The sequence below is a fragment of the Streptomyces sp. NBC_00341 genome (genome assembly GCF_041435055.1).
Lineage (GTDB): Bacteria > Actinomycetota > Actinomycetes > Streptomycetales > Streptomycetaceae > Streptomyces.
Genome location: NZ_CP108002.1, coordinates 2,849,047 through 2,865,312, shown reverse-complemented (window position 1 = coordinate 2,865,312; position 16,266 = coordinate 2,849,047). Strand labels below are relative to the sequence as shown.

Annotated in this window: 9 protein-coding genes; all 9 read right to left on the bottom strand. The window is 74.3% G+C overall.

The genetic code is table 11. From position 1 onward, the window contains the following. Nucleotides 1-66: 66 nt before the first annotated feature. The 9 genes from OG892_RS12770 to OG892_RS12730 all read right to left on the bottom strand — a co-directional run bounded on the left by OG892_RS12770 (nt 67) and on the right by OG892_RS12730 (nt 16,223). Complete coding sequence (locus OG892_RS12770) at nt 67-1,029, bottom strand: ABC transporter ATP-binding protein (RefSeq protein ID WP_073738976.1); 963 nt, start codon at nt 1,027-1,029, stop codon at nt 67-69. Next, on the bottom strand, nt 1,026-3,839 hold the full coding sequence (locus OG892_RS12765) for an ABC transporter permease (RefSeq protein WP_371629181.1): 2,814 nt from the start codon (nt 3,837-3,839) through the stop codon (nt 1,026-1,028). Before OG892_RS12765 ends, OG892_RS12770 begins: the two co-directional genes overlap by 4 nt. Nucleotide 3,840: 1 nt before the next feature. Then, nucleotides 3,841-7,152 carry an FtsX-like permease family protein gene (locus tag OG892_RS12760; RefSeq protein ID WP_371629180.1) on the bottom strand — a complete coding sequence of 1,104 codons (3,312 nt, stop codon included), beginning with the start codon at nt 7,150-7,152 and terminating at the stop codon, nt 3,841-3,843. Nucleotides 7,153-7,321: 169 nt separating this feature from the next. Then, the gene (locus OG892_RS12755; protein ID WP_073738979.1) at nt 7,322-7,726 is read right to left on the bottom strand and encodes a globin; all 405 of its coding nucleotides are present in this window, start codon (nt 7,724-7,726) and stop codon (nt 7,322-7,324) included. 110 nt (nt 7,727-7,836) lie between these two features. Further along, complete coding sequence (locus tag OG892_RS12750) at nt 7,837-9,225, bottom strand: FHA domain-containing protein (protein WP_371629179.1); 1,389 nt, start codon at nt 9,223-9,225, stop codon at nt 7,837-7,839. Between the two features lie 108 nt (nt 9,226-9,333). Beyond that, complete coding sequence (locus OG892_RS12745; RefSeq protein WP_073738981.1) at nt 9,334-10,692, bottom strand: VWA domain-containing protein; 1,359 nt, start codon at nt 10,690-10,692, stop codon at nt 9,334-9,336. Between the two features lie 89 nt (nt 10,693-10,781). Beyond that, nucleotides 10,782-12,020 carry a PP2C family serine/threonine-protein phosphatase gene (locus OG892_RS12740; protein ID WP_371629178.1) on the bottom strand — a complete coding sequence of 413 codons (1,239 nt, stop codon included), beginning with the start codon at nt 12,018-12,020 and terminating at the stop codon, nt 10,782-10,784. After that, a complete protein-coding gene (locus OG892_RS12735; protein ID WP_073738982.1) occupies nt 12,017-14,782 on the bottom strand; it encodes a serine/threonine-protein kinase in 2,766 nt (921 codons plus the stop codon). The genes OG892_RS12740 and OG892_RS12735 overlap by 4 nt, the downstream gene beginning before the upstream one ends. 109 nt (nt 14,783-14,891) lie before the next feature. Further along, nucleotides 14,892-16,223 (bottom strand): hypothetical protein, encoded by a 1,332-nt coding sequence (locus OG892_RS12730; protein ID WP_073738983.1) that lies wholly within the window; start codon nt 16,221-16,223, stop codon nt 14,892-14,894. Nucleotides 16,224-16,266 lie beyond the last annotated feature (43 nt).

Genomic DNA, 16,266 nt, shown 5'->3' with positions numbered 1-16,266 from the left:
GGGACGCACCCGGGCCGCAGTCCGCGGTACGCCTCCGAGCCGCGGTACGCCTCCGGGCAGGATCGCTCACTCCGGCGCGGGGGCGTCCGGCCACACTCCGATGTGGTCCTGCTCCAGCTCCAGCAGCACGCGGTGCTCCATGCCCAGCGACTCCGTGTAGTCCGCGGGCAGTTGCAGCCTGCCCGCCCGGTCGAGCATCGCGTACTCGCGGGCCACCTGGGACTCCTGGCCCGTCGCCGCGTCGATCTCGGTGCGGCGCAGCACCTCGAAGGAGGTGCGGCCGTCCCGGATGGCGACCGTGCGGCGGACCTCGTTCGCGACCGCCTGGTCATGGGTGACGATCACGATCGTGGTGCCTAGCTCCTCGTTGGCGCGGCGGAAGGCTGCGAAGACCTGTTCGCCGGTGGCCGAGTCCAACTCCCCGGTCGGCTCGTCCGCGAGCAGCACCGAGGGGGAGTTGGCCAGCGAGACCGCGATCGCCACCCGCTGCTGCTGACCGCCCGACATCTGCCTCGGGCGCCGGTCACGGCAGTCCGCCACCTCCAGCATCGCGAGCAACGACTCCGCGCGCGCGGCCCGTTCACGGTTGCGTCCGCCGCCGCGCAGCTGCATCGGCAGCGTGACGTTCTGGATCGCCGTCAGATAGGGCAGGAGGTTGCGGGCGGTCTGCTGCCAGACGAACCCGACGACGTCACGGCGGTAGCGGAGCCGCTCCTTCTGCCCCATCGACAGCAGATCGCAGCCCGCCACCTTCGCCGCGCCCGCCGTGGGCACGTCGAGGCCCGCCAGGATGTTCATCAGCGTCGACTTGCCGCTGCCGGACGCGCCGACCAGGGCCAGCAACTCGCCCTCGGCGACCAGCAGATCGAGACCCTGGAGGGCCTGCACCTCCACCCCGTCCGTGGTGAAGATGCGCACCAGCCGGTCGCAGGAGATCAGCGCGTCGTGCCCGTAGGAGGGCCGGTCGCGGCGTGCGGCGGCCCGCTGTTCGAGCTCCGCCAGTGTGGAATCGGTCGACGGAGTCGTCATCGGGAGTCTCCTGCCCTGAGTTCGGTGATCGAGCCGCGGCGGCCGGTCCACCAGGCCTGTACACCGGCCACCGCGGCGGTGAGGACGACCACGCCGAGTGCCGGCAGGACCATGGACCACGGATCCGCCCGCAGCGGTGCGTCGTAGAGCAGACCGGAGCCCGTCCCGGTCGCGAGCGCGAGGTGCACCAGATCGACGCCCGGTGCCAGCAGCGCGATGGTGGCCCGGCCGACGAGCAGGCCGCCCACGGCCGCGAGCAGCGCCTGGGGCATGGCCTCGTAGCCCAGCAGGCGTCCGCCCTGCCGGGTGCCGATGCCCATGGTGCGCAGCCGGGCCAGCAGCGTGGTGCGCTCCGGTGCGGTCCGCAGCAGTGAGAGGAGCACGGCGAGCAGGGCGTAGCCCGCGCCGGCCGCGATCGCCGCCGCGTAGATCCGCTCCGCGCCGACCTGCATGGGGGTGTCCACGTAGGCCGCGCGCGCCTCGGAGCGCAGCCGCACGGTGAAGCCCTTGCCCGCGTGGTGGGCCGCCGTGCGCAGTGTCCTGGCGTCGAGCCGGTCGCCGGTGAGCAGCAGGGTGGTGGTCTGCCGGTGGGTGAGGGCCGAGGCGTCGACGACCATGAAGGAGGTGTCGGTGACGGCGGGCGTGTGCGTCACCGTGCCCGCCACTCGGACCTTGAAGTCCCCGGCCATCGACTGGAGATCGCGCGGCCGGTCCCCGAGCCGCTGGGCGACGGACGGCGAGGCGAGGACCGGCAGCACCCGGTCCTTGGCGGGCATCGTGCCCTTCGGCGGCGGCGGGCCGGTGTACTTAAGCCGCTCCGCGGTGAAGGAACCGACGCCGGTGGACCGGGCCAGCCGGGCGTAGCTGACCGGGTCGACGCCGATCAGGGTGGTGCCCTGCGCGTCCTCGAATCCGTGCTCGGGCGGCGGCAGCGAGACGCCGTACTCGATCTGCACGGGCGCCACCTCCCGTACGCCGTCCGCCCCGGACACCGTCCGGACCAGGCTGTCCGGCAACGGCGCGGAGTCGGCCTCGCCGCTGATCCGGGCGTCCGCGCCGGTCGCGAGGACCGCCGCGGTGTCCCGGGCGGCCGTGACCCCCGCCAGGACCGAGCCGCCGAACGCCGCCGTCGTCAGCGCGACCAGCAGTGCCAGCAGCGGCAGCGTGCCGGCGGCCGAGGAGCGTCCGGCGCGGGCCAGCGCCAGGAAGCCGATGGCGCCGCGCAGCCGTGCCACGGAGCGCAGCGCGAGCCGCAGCGGCAGCGGGTAGAGCCGGACGAGCACCAGCGCCGCGATCAGCGCGACCAGCACGGGGGCGGCGCTGACCAGGAGGTCGGTGCCCCCCTCACCGCCGGTGCCGCGCCGGCGCAGGGCGACGACCGCGCCGACGGCCAGCACCAGCAGGGTCAGCTCGGCGACGGTGCGCCGCCGGGACGGCCGCACGCTCACCAGGTCGTCACGGCCGCCGTGCAGCCGTGGTCTGCGGTGCGGCAGCACGGTACGGAGCGGAAGCGCGGCGCAGACCAGCGCACCGACCGCCGCCGCCCCCGCGACCGAGGGCCACAGCCGGCCCCCGCCGGTCACCAGCACCGCGAGCAGCAGGCCCAGCGCGGCGGCGGGCACGGCCGTCACCGCGGTCTCGGCGAGCAGCCGGCCCCCGATGGACCGCAGGGAGCCGCCCCGGGCCCGGAGCAGGGCGAGTTCGTCGTGGCGCCGGCCGGCGATCAGCCCGCCCGTCATCAGCAGCACGATGGCGGCGACGGCCCCGATGCCGACGGCGGCGACGGTGACGACGGGGCGGATCGCCTGCCGCGTCCCGTCGTACGCGCTCACGATCTCGTCCAGGTCGGTCGTCACCGTCGCGGTCGCACCGGCGGACGCGCGCACCTTCAGCAGCCCGGGGCCGCCCTCCAGGGAGGCCACGGACGAGCGGAGCCGGTCCATGTCGAGGGTGGTCAGCCGCGAGGAGTCCGGCATGATCCGCCAGTAGGCCTCGGGCTGCCCGGTGGTCGCGAGCAGCGCCGGCGCGGCGTCCGGAGGCAGCAGCAGCGCCGCCGTCCAGTAGTAGCGCGGCTCGGTCTTCGCCGGTTTGGCCACCAGCGAGGGGGTGCGCAGCAGCTGTTCGGCCGACCAGTAGGCGGCCTCCGGGCGCAGCGGGGTGACGATGGCGGTGATCCGTACCGTGAACCGCCCGCCCCTGGCGACCGGTACGGAGACGGCAGAGCCGACCTTGATGCGCAGCGCCTTCGCGGTCTCCTCGGTGACCGCCGCCTGGACCTCCGGGGTGCCCGCGGTGACCTTGCCGCGCACGGCCGGCCACTTGCCCGCGCGCAGGGTGGCGTGTTCGGGCAGCGCCGACTGCGTCGTGTACGTCAGCTCCGGGTCGATGCCGTAGGGGCGGGGGAACCAGGGCTCGGTGGCGGGGATCGGTTTCGTCGTCCGGAGCCCGTACGCGGACTGGCCGCTGTCGGCCCGCAGCGGACCGGGCAGCCCTCCCAGCAGCGTCCGGTGCACGGAGCCCAGCGACTCGTCCCGCACCGCCTGCTCGCGCGCCGCCTCCGGCAGCTCGAGCCCCGGCGGCGGACTGCTGACCTCCAGGATGCTGCGCCTGGGGGAGGCGGCGTTGAGGTCGTGGCGCAGCCCCTCGCCCTCGTACCGGTCGACGGCCCGCGGGTACGCGGCGGCCAGGAACGCCGTCAGCAGCACCAGCAGTCCGAGCGCGCAGGCCGCTCCCGGGGCGGTGCGCAGCCGGGTCCGTACCCATGGCGCGCAGGCGGCTGCTGTACGGGAGAACATCGGACGCGGGCTCATGTCAGTTGTCCCCCTGGTGGCGCAGCGAGACCGCCGGCTCTGTCCGCCGGAGCGCGAGGACCGCGACGATCAGCAGCGGCAGGGCGGCGAAGGCGGCGAGCAGCACCGCGACCTGTCCGGCGGGCAGGTGCACAGATACGTCCGGTACGGGCCGGGCGGCCTGGCCGGTCAGCACGACGAGCGGCACCACCGCCCGGGTCAGCAGGGCTCCGAGGACCGCCCCCACCAGCAGCCCGATGGCGATCAGCACGCCCTGTTCGGCGGCGATCATGCGGGCCAGCCGCCGTCGTGGCGCCCCCAGCGCCCGCAGGACCGCGAACTCCGCGGAGCGTTCACGCCGCGAGCCGACCGCCGTCACCGCGAAGCCGACCCCGGCCAGTGCCGCCGCCACGACCGCCACGGCCAGCAGCGCGGACTGCGGGCCCGCCCCCAGCGGATCGCTCACCAGCTCGTCCGCTACCTCGTCCCGTACCTGGACCTGCGCCGGATCGGTGTCGGGCCGGGCGCGGAGCGCGGCCGCCACCTCGCCACCGCGGCCGGGAGCGGTGCTGAGCCACCACTCGGTGGCGGTGAGCACGGCGTTCGGGCGCTCCGCGAAGACCTGGCTGACGGCCCTGAGGTCGAGGAGCAGCGCGCCGCCGTCCCGGTCCGCCCGGGTCTGCCCGGAGGACAGGGAGGCGGTGGAGCCCGGACCGGTCGTCGGGAGCGCGTGGACGGTCCGCACGATCTTCACCCGGACCGTCTCACCGGCCAGCGTCACGTCCACGCTCTGGCCGGTCCTGGCACCGGAGGCCTTGAGATAGGCGTCCGTGGCCACACCGTTCAGCGTGGCCGCCCGGGGGCGCGCCGCGGTGATCCGCACGTTGAGGGCCGGCACCGCGTCCTCGGCCGTGACGGAACCGGTCGGGTAGTCGAGGGTGAGCGGCTGCGCGGCCGAACCGGCCGGATGCAGCGCGGGGCCCGGCTGGACCTCCCCGAGCGCGTCGGTGCTCAGGGCAGCCCGCCAGCGGAATCCGCCGGGCACCGGGACCGGCCGTTCGGCGCCGCCCCCGGTCACGGTCCGCAGCCCGCTCACGGTGAGCCGGTGCGACTCGTCCCGCCCGACCGGCTGCGCGCTGTCCAGCTCGAACCCCGTCACCGACAGCTCACCGGCCGGGTCCACCTTCAGCGAGAGCGGATGCGCCTTCCCGTCCACCGGCACGGAACCGGCGACCACCCGGTACGGGATGCCGTAGCGGTCCTCCAGCAGCACGGTGACCACCGGACTCGCGCCGGACCGCGGGGTGTGCCCGGCCTTCGGCCCGGACGATATGCGCAGATCGAGGCGGAGCCGGGTGCTGCCGGGCGGCAGCAGCAGTCCCGCACGTGTGGTGCGGGGCGGTGCGAGGGAGCCGAACAGGCGGTCCGCGGACCCGTCGGCGAGGTCGTCGCGCATCAGCATGCGCTCGTCGGCGTGCGCGGTGTCCAGGGCCAGCACCTCGGCCGTGCGGCCGCCGGAGAGCTCCGCCGTCGTACGGAACGCGGGCGCCGCCTCCCGTACCCCCGGCAGCCGCGCGTACGCGCCGGAGCGCGCCGGGTCCGCGTTGACGCCGCCCAGCATCCGGACCGGGGCGCCGGACCTGAAGTCCGCCTGGTCCCGCTGCGAACGGTCCCACGAGGCGCTCTGGCCGATCGCCAGCATGCCCATCGCGACCGACAGCACCAGCAGCAGCACCGGACCCGCACCGCGCAGCGGCCGGCGGCTGAACTGCCAGCCGGCCAGCGCCGTGACGAGCCCCCGGCCGCCGGCCGCCCACCGCTCCGCGAGCCTGGCCGCGGGCGGCAGCAGCCGCAACGTCACCACGGTGCCCGCGAGCAGGGCCAGGGCGGGCGCCACGACCAGCAGCGGATCGATGCCGAGGCCGCCCGCGCGGTCGTCGCTGAGCGCACCGCTGCCCGCGCCCCCGGTCTGCCGGTCGAGCTGCCAGTACGCCACCCCCGCGACCGCCAGCAGCCCGACGTCCGCCCCCGCGCGCACCGGCGCGGGCAGCGCGGCGGCGCGGGTGGAACGGCGTCCGCCGGCGCTCGCGGCGAGCGCGGGCGCCACCACGGCGAGCGCGCAGGCCAGCGCGGTCACGCCGGCCACCAGCCAGACGGTGCCGGTGGGGGTCCCGCCCAGCCGCAGCCCGATCCGGGACAGCTCACCCCGGTCGGCCAGCAGCCGGGTCAGCGGATCGCTGAGCAGCGGGGCGACGACGGCGGCGGGCAGCGCGAGCAGCAGCGCCTCGATCGCGGCGAACGAGGTGATCCGGGCGCGCGATCCGCCGCGCGCCCGCAGCAGTTCCGTCTCGCCGCCGCGCTCGCTGCTCAGCAGCCGGGCCACCAGCAGCAGCGTGTAACCGGCCAGCAGCACCAGCTGCACGGCCACGATCATCAGCGTCGAGCGGGAGACGAGCAGCCCCCGGTCGATCTGGTCGAGAACGGTGGGCAACTGGGTCCGGGCGCTCGCCCCGTTCTTGAGCTCGGGTGCGGCGAGCAGCTGCTTGGGACCCTCGGTCGCCGCGTCACGCAGCGCGGTCATCCGGTCCGTGGTGAGGGTACGGAAGTCGGCCGACGCCAGATAGGAGACCTCGCCGGAACTGGTCCGGCCCGAGCCGAGCACCGCGGGGTCTGTGAGCAGCGGCCCGTACGTCGTGAAGACGACCCGGCGGACGCCGCGCCCGCCGGCCGCGTCCAGCTGCCAGTACGGATCGGCCTGGTCCGAAGCCTCGTAGAGACCGGTGACGAGGATCTGCTGCCGCTTGCCGCCGATCCGGTCGGTGAGCGTCAGCCGGGCGCCCGGCTTCAGCCCGAGAGCCTCTGCGGCGGTGCCCGGCAGCGCGACCTGGACCGGCTCTCCGGGCTTCCCCGCCCCGGCCGCGGGCATCCGGCCCCCGGTGAGCCGGACACGGCTGAGGTCGAGCGAGGCGAAGTGGGTGAGGTCGGGGTCGCCGCGGCGGGCGGCCGGGGTCTGCAGACCGCGCGGCAGCGCGTACGGGCCCGACGCCTCCAGCTTCCGTACGGTCACCGGAAGGCCGTCGAACGTGGTGCGGGCGGCCTTGCGCGCCGAGGCGTCGAGGGCGTCCCGCTGCTCGGGCGCGACCTGCGCCGATATGACGAGGGACGCGTCGGCGGCGGACCGGTGGGTGAGGGTGTGGCGCAGTGCGGCGTCGCCGATGGAGCCGGAGAAGGCGGTGAGCGCGGCCAGGACGGAGGTGGTGAGCAGCACGGCCAGCACGGCCGCGGCGAGGAGGAGCCGGTGCGCCCTCACCCGCAGTAGAACGAACCCCGTCACCCTGCCCCACCCTCATCTCATGAACACGCCCCCCCGGCGTTGCATGGATGCTTTCAGAGCGGACCTGTCGCGGTATACAGCCCATGGCCACACCTTGATGGGATCGTGACCGTTATCCGGCGGTGGAGTACCGGATTCCGCACACGTCCCGGTGCGTCCCGGCCGGGACTCAGCCCTCGGTGTTCACCATCGAGGCGGCGGCGTAGGTGAGGTAGTCCCACAGCTGCCGCTCGTGCTCCGGGGCCAGCCCGAGCTCGTCGAGCGCCACCCGCATATGGCTCAGCCAGGCGTCGTGCGCGGCCCGGTCCACCCGGAACGGTACGTGCCGCATCCGCAGCCGGGGGTGTCCGCGCTGGTCACTGTAGGTGCGCGGGCCGCCCCAGTACTGGATCAGGAACAGCGTGAACCGCTCCTCCGCCGGGCCCAGGTCCTCCTCCGGGTACATCGGCCGCAGCAGCGGGTCCCCGGCCACGCCCTCGTAGAAGCGGTGGACCAGGCGCCGGAAGGTCTCCTCGCCGCCGACCAGCTCGTAGAAGGTCAGCTCCTGCACCGTGTCGCGCGGGTTCTCAGTCACCTGTCCATCGTCGCAGACGCCGAGGCGGGGGACAGGGCCCCGGGTGGATCCCGGTGATCACGACGGCCGGCGAGGGCGTCCCCCACCGGCCGTGCGTCGTGCGCGAGGCGTCAGCCCCGGCGGATCGTGATCGTCGTCCACGCCCCGACGTGCACCTGGTCGCCGTCCTGGAGCGGAACGGGGACGTAGGGCTGGATCGGGTCCTCCGCGCCGTTGAGCGTGGTGCCGTTGGTGGAGTTCTGGTCGACCACGGCCCAACTGCTGTCCGGCTGCTGCACCAGCACCGCGTGCTGGTGCGAGACACCCGGGTCCTCCGGGGGCACGGACAGGTCGATGTCGGGTGACTCGCCCGTGCTGTGCCGGCGGCGGCCGATGGTGATCTGGCTGCCGGTCAGCGGAAGGTGCTGCTCCGGGGAGTACGCGGGCAGGTTGAGCCCGGTGGCCTCGGGGCCGCTGCGCTGCATCATCGCCAGGAAGTAGTCACGGTCCGGAGCGACGACAGCCGCCCAGCTCGTGGACGCCTGACCCGGTACCTGCCCCGGCCCTTGGCCCTGGCCCGGTACCTGCCCCGGTCCCTGGTCCTGGCCCATGCCGGGGCCCTGGTTCTGCCCGGGGTAGGGCTGCTGCTGCATCGGCGGCTGCGGGGCCTGTGGCTGCGCCGGCGGCGACAGCATCCAGTCGTCGTTGCCGGGCCGCTCGGCCTGCGGCGGGGGCGGCGGGGCGGGAGGGTCGAAGACCGGGGGAGCCGTCTGCTGGAACGCGGGCGCGGCACTCTGCTGGAACGAGGGCGGCGGGGGCGAGCCCTGCGAAGAGCCCTGCTGCTGGGCGTGCTGCTGCCCCTGCGGGAACCCCTGCTGCCCCTGCGGGAAGCCCTGCCGCTCCGGCGGGAAGCCCTGTTGCTCCGGGGGGAAGCCCTGTTGGTTCTGCTGGCCGTGCTGTCCCTGCGGGCCGTGCTGACCCGGGCCCTGCTGGAACGGCGGCGGAGGCGGCGGGCCCTGCTGCCCGTGCTGTCCCGGGAACGGCGGCTGACCGGGACCGGGTTGACCGGGACCGGAGGAGAGCGGCTCGGCCGGCCGGTTCACCTGCGAGGGGCGCGAACCCTGGTACTCGAACGGGTCGCGGGGCTGCGGCGGTCCGGGCGGCTGCTGGCCCGGGAAGCCCTGAGGCGGGCCGATCCCGGGGCCGGGGCCGCCGGGACCGGGCGGTCCGCTCGGTCCGCCGTGCTGCGGGGCCAGCGGGGTGTACGAGGTCGCGGTGTTCGTGAGGAAGTTCCAGCGGCACTCCTCGCAGAACGGCGCCATCGCCTCCCTCGGGGTGCGGCACTGCGGGCAGATGTCGGCCTGGGCGGTCGCGTCCGGGCCGGGGCTCGGCGGGTATCCGTAGCCGGGCGCGGGCGGCGGAGGAGGCGGCGGGGGGACAGCGGCCCCGGCCACGCGATGGCCGCAGACCTCGCACCAGTCCTCGGAACCCGACTGGTGTCCGTTCGGGCAGGTCGGCATGTCGGCGCTTCCCCCTCTCCTCGTCCGGCCCAGGGGGCCGTCATTTTTTCTTGCTTCGCCGCCCGGCGGACGCATCCGGCCGGGCGGCTCATCAGTGCGGATATGTGGTTACTTCTTGACGCGGACGGTCTTCGTGGAGCGCGTTTCGAGTGTCATCTCGTCCGCTTCCGCGACCTTCGCCTTCAGTCGCACAGTACCTGTCGCCGCGTCGACGACGTCTACCACCTTCGAAAGCAGTTTCGCAGTGTCCGCGTTCCCGGACGCCGACGCCAGCTGCACCGCGCGGCCCAGTTTGGCCGTCGCGCCGTCGAAGTCTCCCGATTTGCGGGCATCGAGCCCCTGCTGGATGACTTGTGCCAGTTCCGCCTGGCCCGTGTAGTGCGCGACCTGCGGATTGATCGACGTCGAGGCCACCATGTCGTCCGTCCACACCGCCCGTACCAGCCCCTGCGAAAGGGTCTGGGGCGCGCCGCCCGACGGGTCCGGAAGGATCAGCGAGACCCTGGCCGCCAGCATCTCCTGCCCGATACCGGCCTCCGGTACCTGGACGCACACGTGGTAGTCGCGGGACTCGTCGCCCCAGGAGCCGGTGGGGTAGTCGCCCGCGCGCGGGCCCGCCTCCGTGCGGCGGTCGGTCAGCTCGGCGACCGTCGGGGCGACCTGCTTGACGAACTTGATCTCCACGCCGACCGGTGTCCAGAGCCGCAGCGCGACGTCCGCGACCTCCTTGCCCATCGCGTTCTCCATCATCTGCGTGAAGTCCGCGGCCAGTCCCGCCGGATCGGCGACGATGTCGGCGGTGCCGAGCAGCGCGGAGGCGATCGCTGTGACCTCTTTCACTTCCCAGTCGGTGCCGACCCCGCGGGCGTCACAGGTGAACCGGCCCGCACACGCGTCGAGCGCGGCCCGCAGATCCTCCGGTGCCTCGTGCTCGTTGCGTCCGTCGGTCAGCAGGATGCCGTGCCGGATGCTCACCTCCGCGGCGCCCAGCAGCCGGTCGGCCAGCCGCAGCCACGTCCCGATCGCCGTACCGCCGCCGGCGCTGAGCCGGCGCAGCGCCTCCTTCGCCTGGGCCCTGGTCTGCGGACCTGCCGTGGCGAGCCGTCCGCCGCCCGGGTAGACCTCCCTGGCGACGTGCGTACCGTCGATCACGGCGAAGGAGGTGCCGTCGCGCAGGGTGTCGATCGCCGCCGCCGTCGCGTCACGGGCGTTGCGCATCTTCGTGGGCGGGTAGTCCATCGAACCCGAGCAGTCCACCATGATCACCACGGCGGCGTTCGGCGGCTGTCCCGGCAGGTGCGAGGACGCGTGGGCGGCGCCCGTCAGCGGAACCCCGCCCGTGGTGCCACCGCCGGTCGAGGTGACGGTGATGATGCCGTTGACCTCGCGGCCGCCCTCGGGCAGGAATTCGTTCTGGTACACCTCGACGGAGAACTGCGGCACGTTCGACTTGGAGAAGTTGGCCATCTGATCGGCTCCTTGAGGCTCCACGTGTCAGATGAAGACAGATTTACGGACAAAGACATCGGAGGGGCAAGGGGCGGACGGAACAGGACTCAACCGTCGCTCCGGGCGGATCCTGCCCCTTGCTCCGGTACGGCGAACGGCAGCAGTGCCACTGTTACGTTGTCGTGGCCCCCGCCGTCGAGCGCGTGACCCACCAGCACCTGGGCGCCGTGCAGCGGCCGTTCGTACGCGTCCGCGGGCAGCGCGGCGGACATCTCGGCCGCGGACTCCGCGTAGTTCCACAGGCCGTCCGTGCAGATCACCGCCACGCCCGGCCGGTCCGGCTTGAACGAGGCGGTGTGCGGCTCCAGTTCGTAGGAGTCGGCGCCCAGCCAGCCGGTGATGGCGTGGGCCCGCTCGTCCGCGTACGCCTCCGCCTCGCTCATCAGGCCCGCCGCGGCCATCTGCGCCGCCCAGGAATCGTCCTCGGTGAGCCGGGCCGGCGGACTGCTCCGGTCCTCCGGCACCCAGTACACCCGGCTGTCACCGACCCAGCCGACGATCAGCAGCCCGTTGGCCATGATCGCGCCGACCAGGGTGCACGCCGGGGCGTTCTGCTGGCGGTGCGGATCGCGCTCCGCGGCCTTGCCCGGCTCCTGGGCCAGCCGGTTGACCGATTCGGCGGCCGCCACGATCGCCCCGTGCATCGCCTGCTGCGGATGCGTCCCGCGCGGCAGCGACTCAAGCAGCGACTCGTTGGCGGCGGTCGTCGCGGCGGCCGACGCCTCGTCGGGCCGGCTGGCGGAGGACACCCCGTCGCAGACGATCGCCACCACGGCCGGGGTGCCGTCGGGCAGCGCGGTCGTCGAGATCGCGAACGAGTCCTCGTTGCGGTGGTGGCGCAGCCCGCGGTCGGTGACCGCGGCGACGGAGCCGAGCTCCTGCTCCATGTGATCGCGCTCGCGGGGCTGGGCATGGCCGCAGTTCTCGCAGTAGCCGTCGAGGTCGACATGGCCCGCCCGGCAGGCCACGCACAGCTTGGTGCCTGCCGGTGGCGTCGGGGCGGGCTCCGCGACGGCACGGGGATCGGGCGCCGCACCCCCGGCGGCCGCCCCCGGCGCCGCCAGCTCGAAATCGCCGGAAGCGGCCGGCGCGGCGACGCGACCGGGCTCCGCGGGGGCGGCCACCGCGGTGCCCATGGCGATCGTCGGGTGGTCCTGCGGCGGCTCGGGCACGGCCGACAGGTCGTACCCGCACGCACCGCAGAACAGATCCCCCGGCTCCAGCGGTTCCTGGCAGCCGGGACACCTCGACAAGGCGGTCTCCTGGTCGTTCTGCGACATCTTCACACCCACGTTCGGGGGCGGAAACGGTTGGCCCGCTCCACCAGTTCGATCCTCTCGGCACCGGGCTCCGCAAGCCGGGCGAGCATCCGGTACGAACGTTCGAGCCCGAACCGCAGGCCGCGCTCGTTCAACTCACTCCCGAGCAGCGTCCCTGGCCCCTGCGCCCCGCCGCTCGCGGGTGACTGCGGTGCCGGGGGACGGGCCGCGGGACTTCCGGAGAGTACCCAGTCGAGCGCCGTACCCAGCACCTCGGTCGACAACTGCTCCCGGCGCACCGCGTCCAGGCCGAGACCGGCCAGCCCGGAGACCTGGGCGGAGGCCGCCATCAGGTCCGTGATCAGCGGCTCCTGCGGGGCCCGGTCGCGCAGCCGGGCCCGTACCGCCGCGACCCGGGCCGCCGTGTAGTGGATCGACGCCTCCGGCACGGACTCCAGCGATCTGACGGCCGCGTCCCGGTCCCCGGCGGCGATCTGCACCCGGGCCAGGCCGAACGCGGCGCTCACGAAGCTCGGGTCGGTGGCCCACACCAGCCGGTAGTACTCGGCGGCGTTGTCCAACTGGCCCAGGACCTCCGCGCAGACGCCCAGGGCCAGCTTCGGCGCCGGCTCCCCGGGAAACGCGTCGTAGACCGCGTCGAAGGACAGCGCCGCGTTCTCGTTGTCACCGGTCACCAGGGAGGTGATGCCCCGGCACCAGACCACCCGCCAGTCGTCCGGGTGCTTCAGCTCAAGGGTGTCCAGTGTCTCCAGCGCGGCACCCAGGTCGTTCATCTCCAGGGAGGCGCGCAGCTCGCGCAGCCTGGTCTCCAACGAGGCGGCCGGTACGGCCTGCAGCGCGGCGATCAGCTCGGCGGGCGCCGACGCCATCATCCCGGCGAGGAACCCCGCGTTGGGGTCGTTCGCGTCGACCCGGGGGACCGGCAGCGCCAGCGACGTGCCCCGTACGTCGAGCACGGCCGGCCGGGGCCCGCCCGTGCCGTACGGGCCGAACGCCCCCGGCTGGGCACCGGCGTTCGCGGCCGGGGACCTGGGGGCCGGAACAGTGGCCGCCGCCGGCTGCGGGTGGGCGGGCGCGACGGCGTACCCGGCGCCGCTGACGTGGGTGGCGGGCGCGGACACCGGACCGGCGCCCGCCGCGTACCCGGGAGGCGGTCCGGCGGGCAGTGCGCCCGGGACACCGCCCGGCGGCGCCACCGCGGCCGGTGTCGGCGCGCCCGGCGCCGGCGGGAGCGCACCGGCGCCCTTGCGCCGGCCGAAGCGCCCGGACCCGCGCGTCGCCGCACTCCGCGCCCCGAGGCGGGACACCTCGCCCGTCATGCGGGTGAACAGCTCCGTGTCGGTGACCCTCATCTCCGCACCGAAGAGCGTCGACAGCGCCGGACGCGGGCGCCCCGTCTGGAGCGACACCACCTCCCGCAACACGCCCATCAGCTGCTCCGCCATCTCGGAGGCGGAGGCGAACCGCCGGGCCGGATCGGGGTCGGTGGCCCGGACCAGCAGCCGGTAGAACGACTCGTAGGACCGGAACACCTCGATGTTGTCCGGGTCCGGCAGCGAGTCCACGAAGACGTTCGTGTAGCCCTGGAAGTCGAAGGTGAGCACCGCGAGCGTCCGCGCCACCGTGTACAGGTCGGAGGCGACCGACGGGCCGACCTCCGCGACCTCCGGCGCCTGGTACCCCACCGTGCCGTAGATCGCCGACTCGTCGTCGTCCATCCGGCGGACCGCGCCCATGTCGATCAGCTTCAGCTGGTCCTCGGTCTGGATCGCGTTGTCGACCTTGAAGTCGCAGTACAGGAGGTTGCGGCTGTGCAGGTGGCCCAGCGCCTCCAGCGCCTCGATGCCGAACGCGCACGCCTGCTCGACCGGCAGCGGATCCCGCTTCCCGGCCGGGGTGCGCCGCTCGTTGGCGATCTCCTTGAGCGCCTTGCCGCCCACGTACTCCATGACTATGTAGCCGTCCAGCGAACCGGTGCGCTGGTCCAGGTGCTCGACGAAGTTGTAGATGCGGACGATGTTGGAGTGCTCGATCTCCGCGAGGAACCGGCGCTCGGAGATGGCCGCCGCCATGGCGTCCTGGTCACCGGTGTCGAGCAGGCCCTTGAGCACCACCCAGCGGTCGGAGACCGCCCGGTCCACCGCGAGGTAGACCCAGCCGAGCCCGCCGTGCGCCAGACAGCCCGCGACCTCGTACTGGCCGTGCACGACGTCGCCGTCCTGGAGCTTGGGCGTGAACGAGTACGGGTGGCCGCACTTGGTGCAGAACCCCTCCGTACGCCCCGGCTGCGAGCCCCTGGCCCGGCCCACCGGCGCCCCGCAGTCCGAACGCGAACAGAACCGCTTGCGCTCGGGCACCTCCGGGTTCTCCATCACGGCGGTACGCGGATCGGGACGCGGCACATCCGGTACGAGCACCAGCCCGGCACCCAGCCGGTTCCGCCCGGAGACACCGGCCGAGGAACCGGAGGAGCGCACCGAGACCGAACGCGAGGACCCGCCCGCCGACACCGCGCGCGAGAGCCGCCCCGACACCGACCGCCGCGACGTCGACGAACGTGAGGACGCCCTCGACGACGCCCGCGAACTGCCGCGCGCGGAGGAGCTGGAGCTGCCCCGCCCGCCGCCCGCGATCCCGGTGGGCGGCGAGCTCACCATCCCCGTCGGGGAGACGACCGGAGCCAGACCGCAGGTGTCGCAGTACAGCTCACCGCCGCCCATGTCCTCGTAACTGCCCTCGCACGCGGGGCGCTGGCACTGCGTACTCATGGTCATTCCCCCTGTTCGCCCCGCCGCCGCAGCGGCCACGTCGCTCCGATACCGCCTGTCCCGCCACGGCCCGGCCGGCCCGGCGGATGCCCCTCGGGCACCAGCATCCTCACTGGCCCCGCCGGTCTTCTGGTCCCGACGCGCGCCGCTGCCCCAGCAGTTCCAGCGCCGCGTCCTGATAACGCTGCACCGCCTGGGCGGCGACCCGCAGATCGCAGGGCGCGCTCCACAGCATCCGGCGCGCCGCGTCGTACCGCTCGATCAGCACCGGGTCCTCCGCCAGACCGTGCCGGGCCACCTTCGCCTTGTACGCGTCCAGCCGGCCACGCAGCTCCGCCCGCACGGCCAGCGGGGCGGTGACCGCGGTCAGCTGCTCCCTGGCCCGCAGCAACTCCTCCTCCGCCTGCCGCTCCAGGGTCTCCAGGAGCGGCGAGAGCCGGTGCCACTGCGCATGCCTGCGGTACTCGGAGGCAGCGGCGAGACGCTCCTGGAGCGCGGTGGGCGGGCCGTTGACCGCGGGCACCTCGGACGCGGCGATCTTGGCCAGCACCTCGCCGCGCGCGGAGCGGGCCTCGGCCAGCGTCCGGTCCGCCCGGGAGAGCACGTCGCGCAGCTGGACCAGCCGCTGCTCCGCGTCCTGCCGGACCGCGAGCACCGCCTCGATCTCCCGCCGGACCTCGTCCAGCGCGCGGGCCGCGCGGTCGTAGCGCGTGGTGTCGGGGCGTCCGCCGCCGGGCGCCGAACTGCCGGGACCCGGCAGCCAGAACGCCAGCGGATCGGAGATCACCTGCACCCGCAGCGTGGTCAGCTCCTGGGTGATCGACTCCAGATCGTCCCCCGACGGGTGCTCGCCCGGCCGCACCCCGACCGAGTGGGCCAGCGAGCTGGTGCGGCGCAGTTCGGCGGCGAGCAGATCTATCCGGGCGGGCATCGCCGACCACACGGAGTCGGAGGCGACGACCATGTCCAGCGAGCGGGCGTACAGCTCGTTCATCCGGTTGACCAGCTCCGCCAGCGTGAACCGCTCGGAGAGCCGGGCCGGGCCGGTGATCGACGGATCGGGCCGGGCGGCGGCATGCGCCACCGTGACGCCGTCGCCGCGCAGCAGTTCGGTCAGGGCCGTCAGATCGTCCCGGTTCGGGTGGCGCCGCCGGGCCCGCACCTCGCGGGCCTGGTGCAGCACCCCCGCGTAGGCGTCGAAATAGCTCCACAGCAGCGTGATCGACTGCTCGGTGACGCTCCAGCGCTCCCTGGTGACACCGGTCAGCTCCGCGCCCTCCAGGAGCCGGCGTCCGGCGTGGTCCTGCAGGGCGAGCAGCGAGGTCTCGATCGCCTCGTGCTCCGCGCCGAGCCGGGCCAGCGCACGGTCCGCCTCGTCCCGGTCCATGACCGGGCCGGGGGGCCGGGCCGCGTAGCTGGGGAAGGGGCCCGCGACGCCCATCGATCACCTCTCCGCTCTCCCTGCCGGACGGGCCCGGCAGGTT

Bases quoted from the DNA above. Each gene is read 5' to 3' on its own strand.
- OG892_RS12730 (WP_073738983.1), bottom strand. From the start codon at position 16,223: ATGGGCGTCGCGGGCCCCTTCCCCAGCTACGCGGCCCGGCCCCCCGGC.
- OG892_RS12735 (WP_073738982.1), bottom strand. From the start codon at position 14,782: ATGAGTACGCAGTGCCAGCGCCCCGCGTGCGAGGGCAGTTACGAGGAC.
- OG892_RS12770 (WP_073738976.1), bottom strand. From the start codon at position 1,029: ATGACGACTCCGTCGACCGATTCCACACTGGCGGAGCTCGAACAGCGG.
- OG892_RS12745 (WP_073738981.1), bottom strand. From the start codon at position 10,692: ATGGCCAACTTCTCCAAGTCGAACGTGCCGCAGTTCTCCGTCGAGGTG.
- OG892_RS12765 (WP_371629181.1), bottom strand. From the start codon at position 3,839: ATGAGCCCGCGTCCGATGTTCTCCCGTACAGCAGCCGCCTGCGCGCCA.
- OG892_RS12750 (WP_371629179.1), bottom strand. From the start codon at position 9,225: ATGCCGACCTGCCCGAACGGACACCAGTCGGGTTCCGAGGACTGGTGC.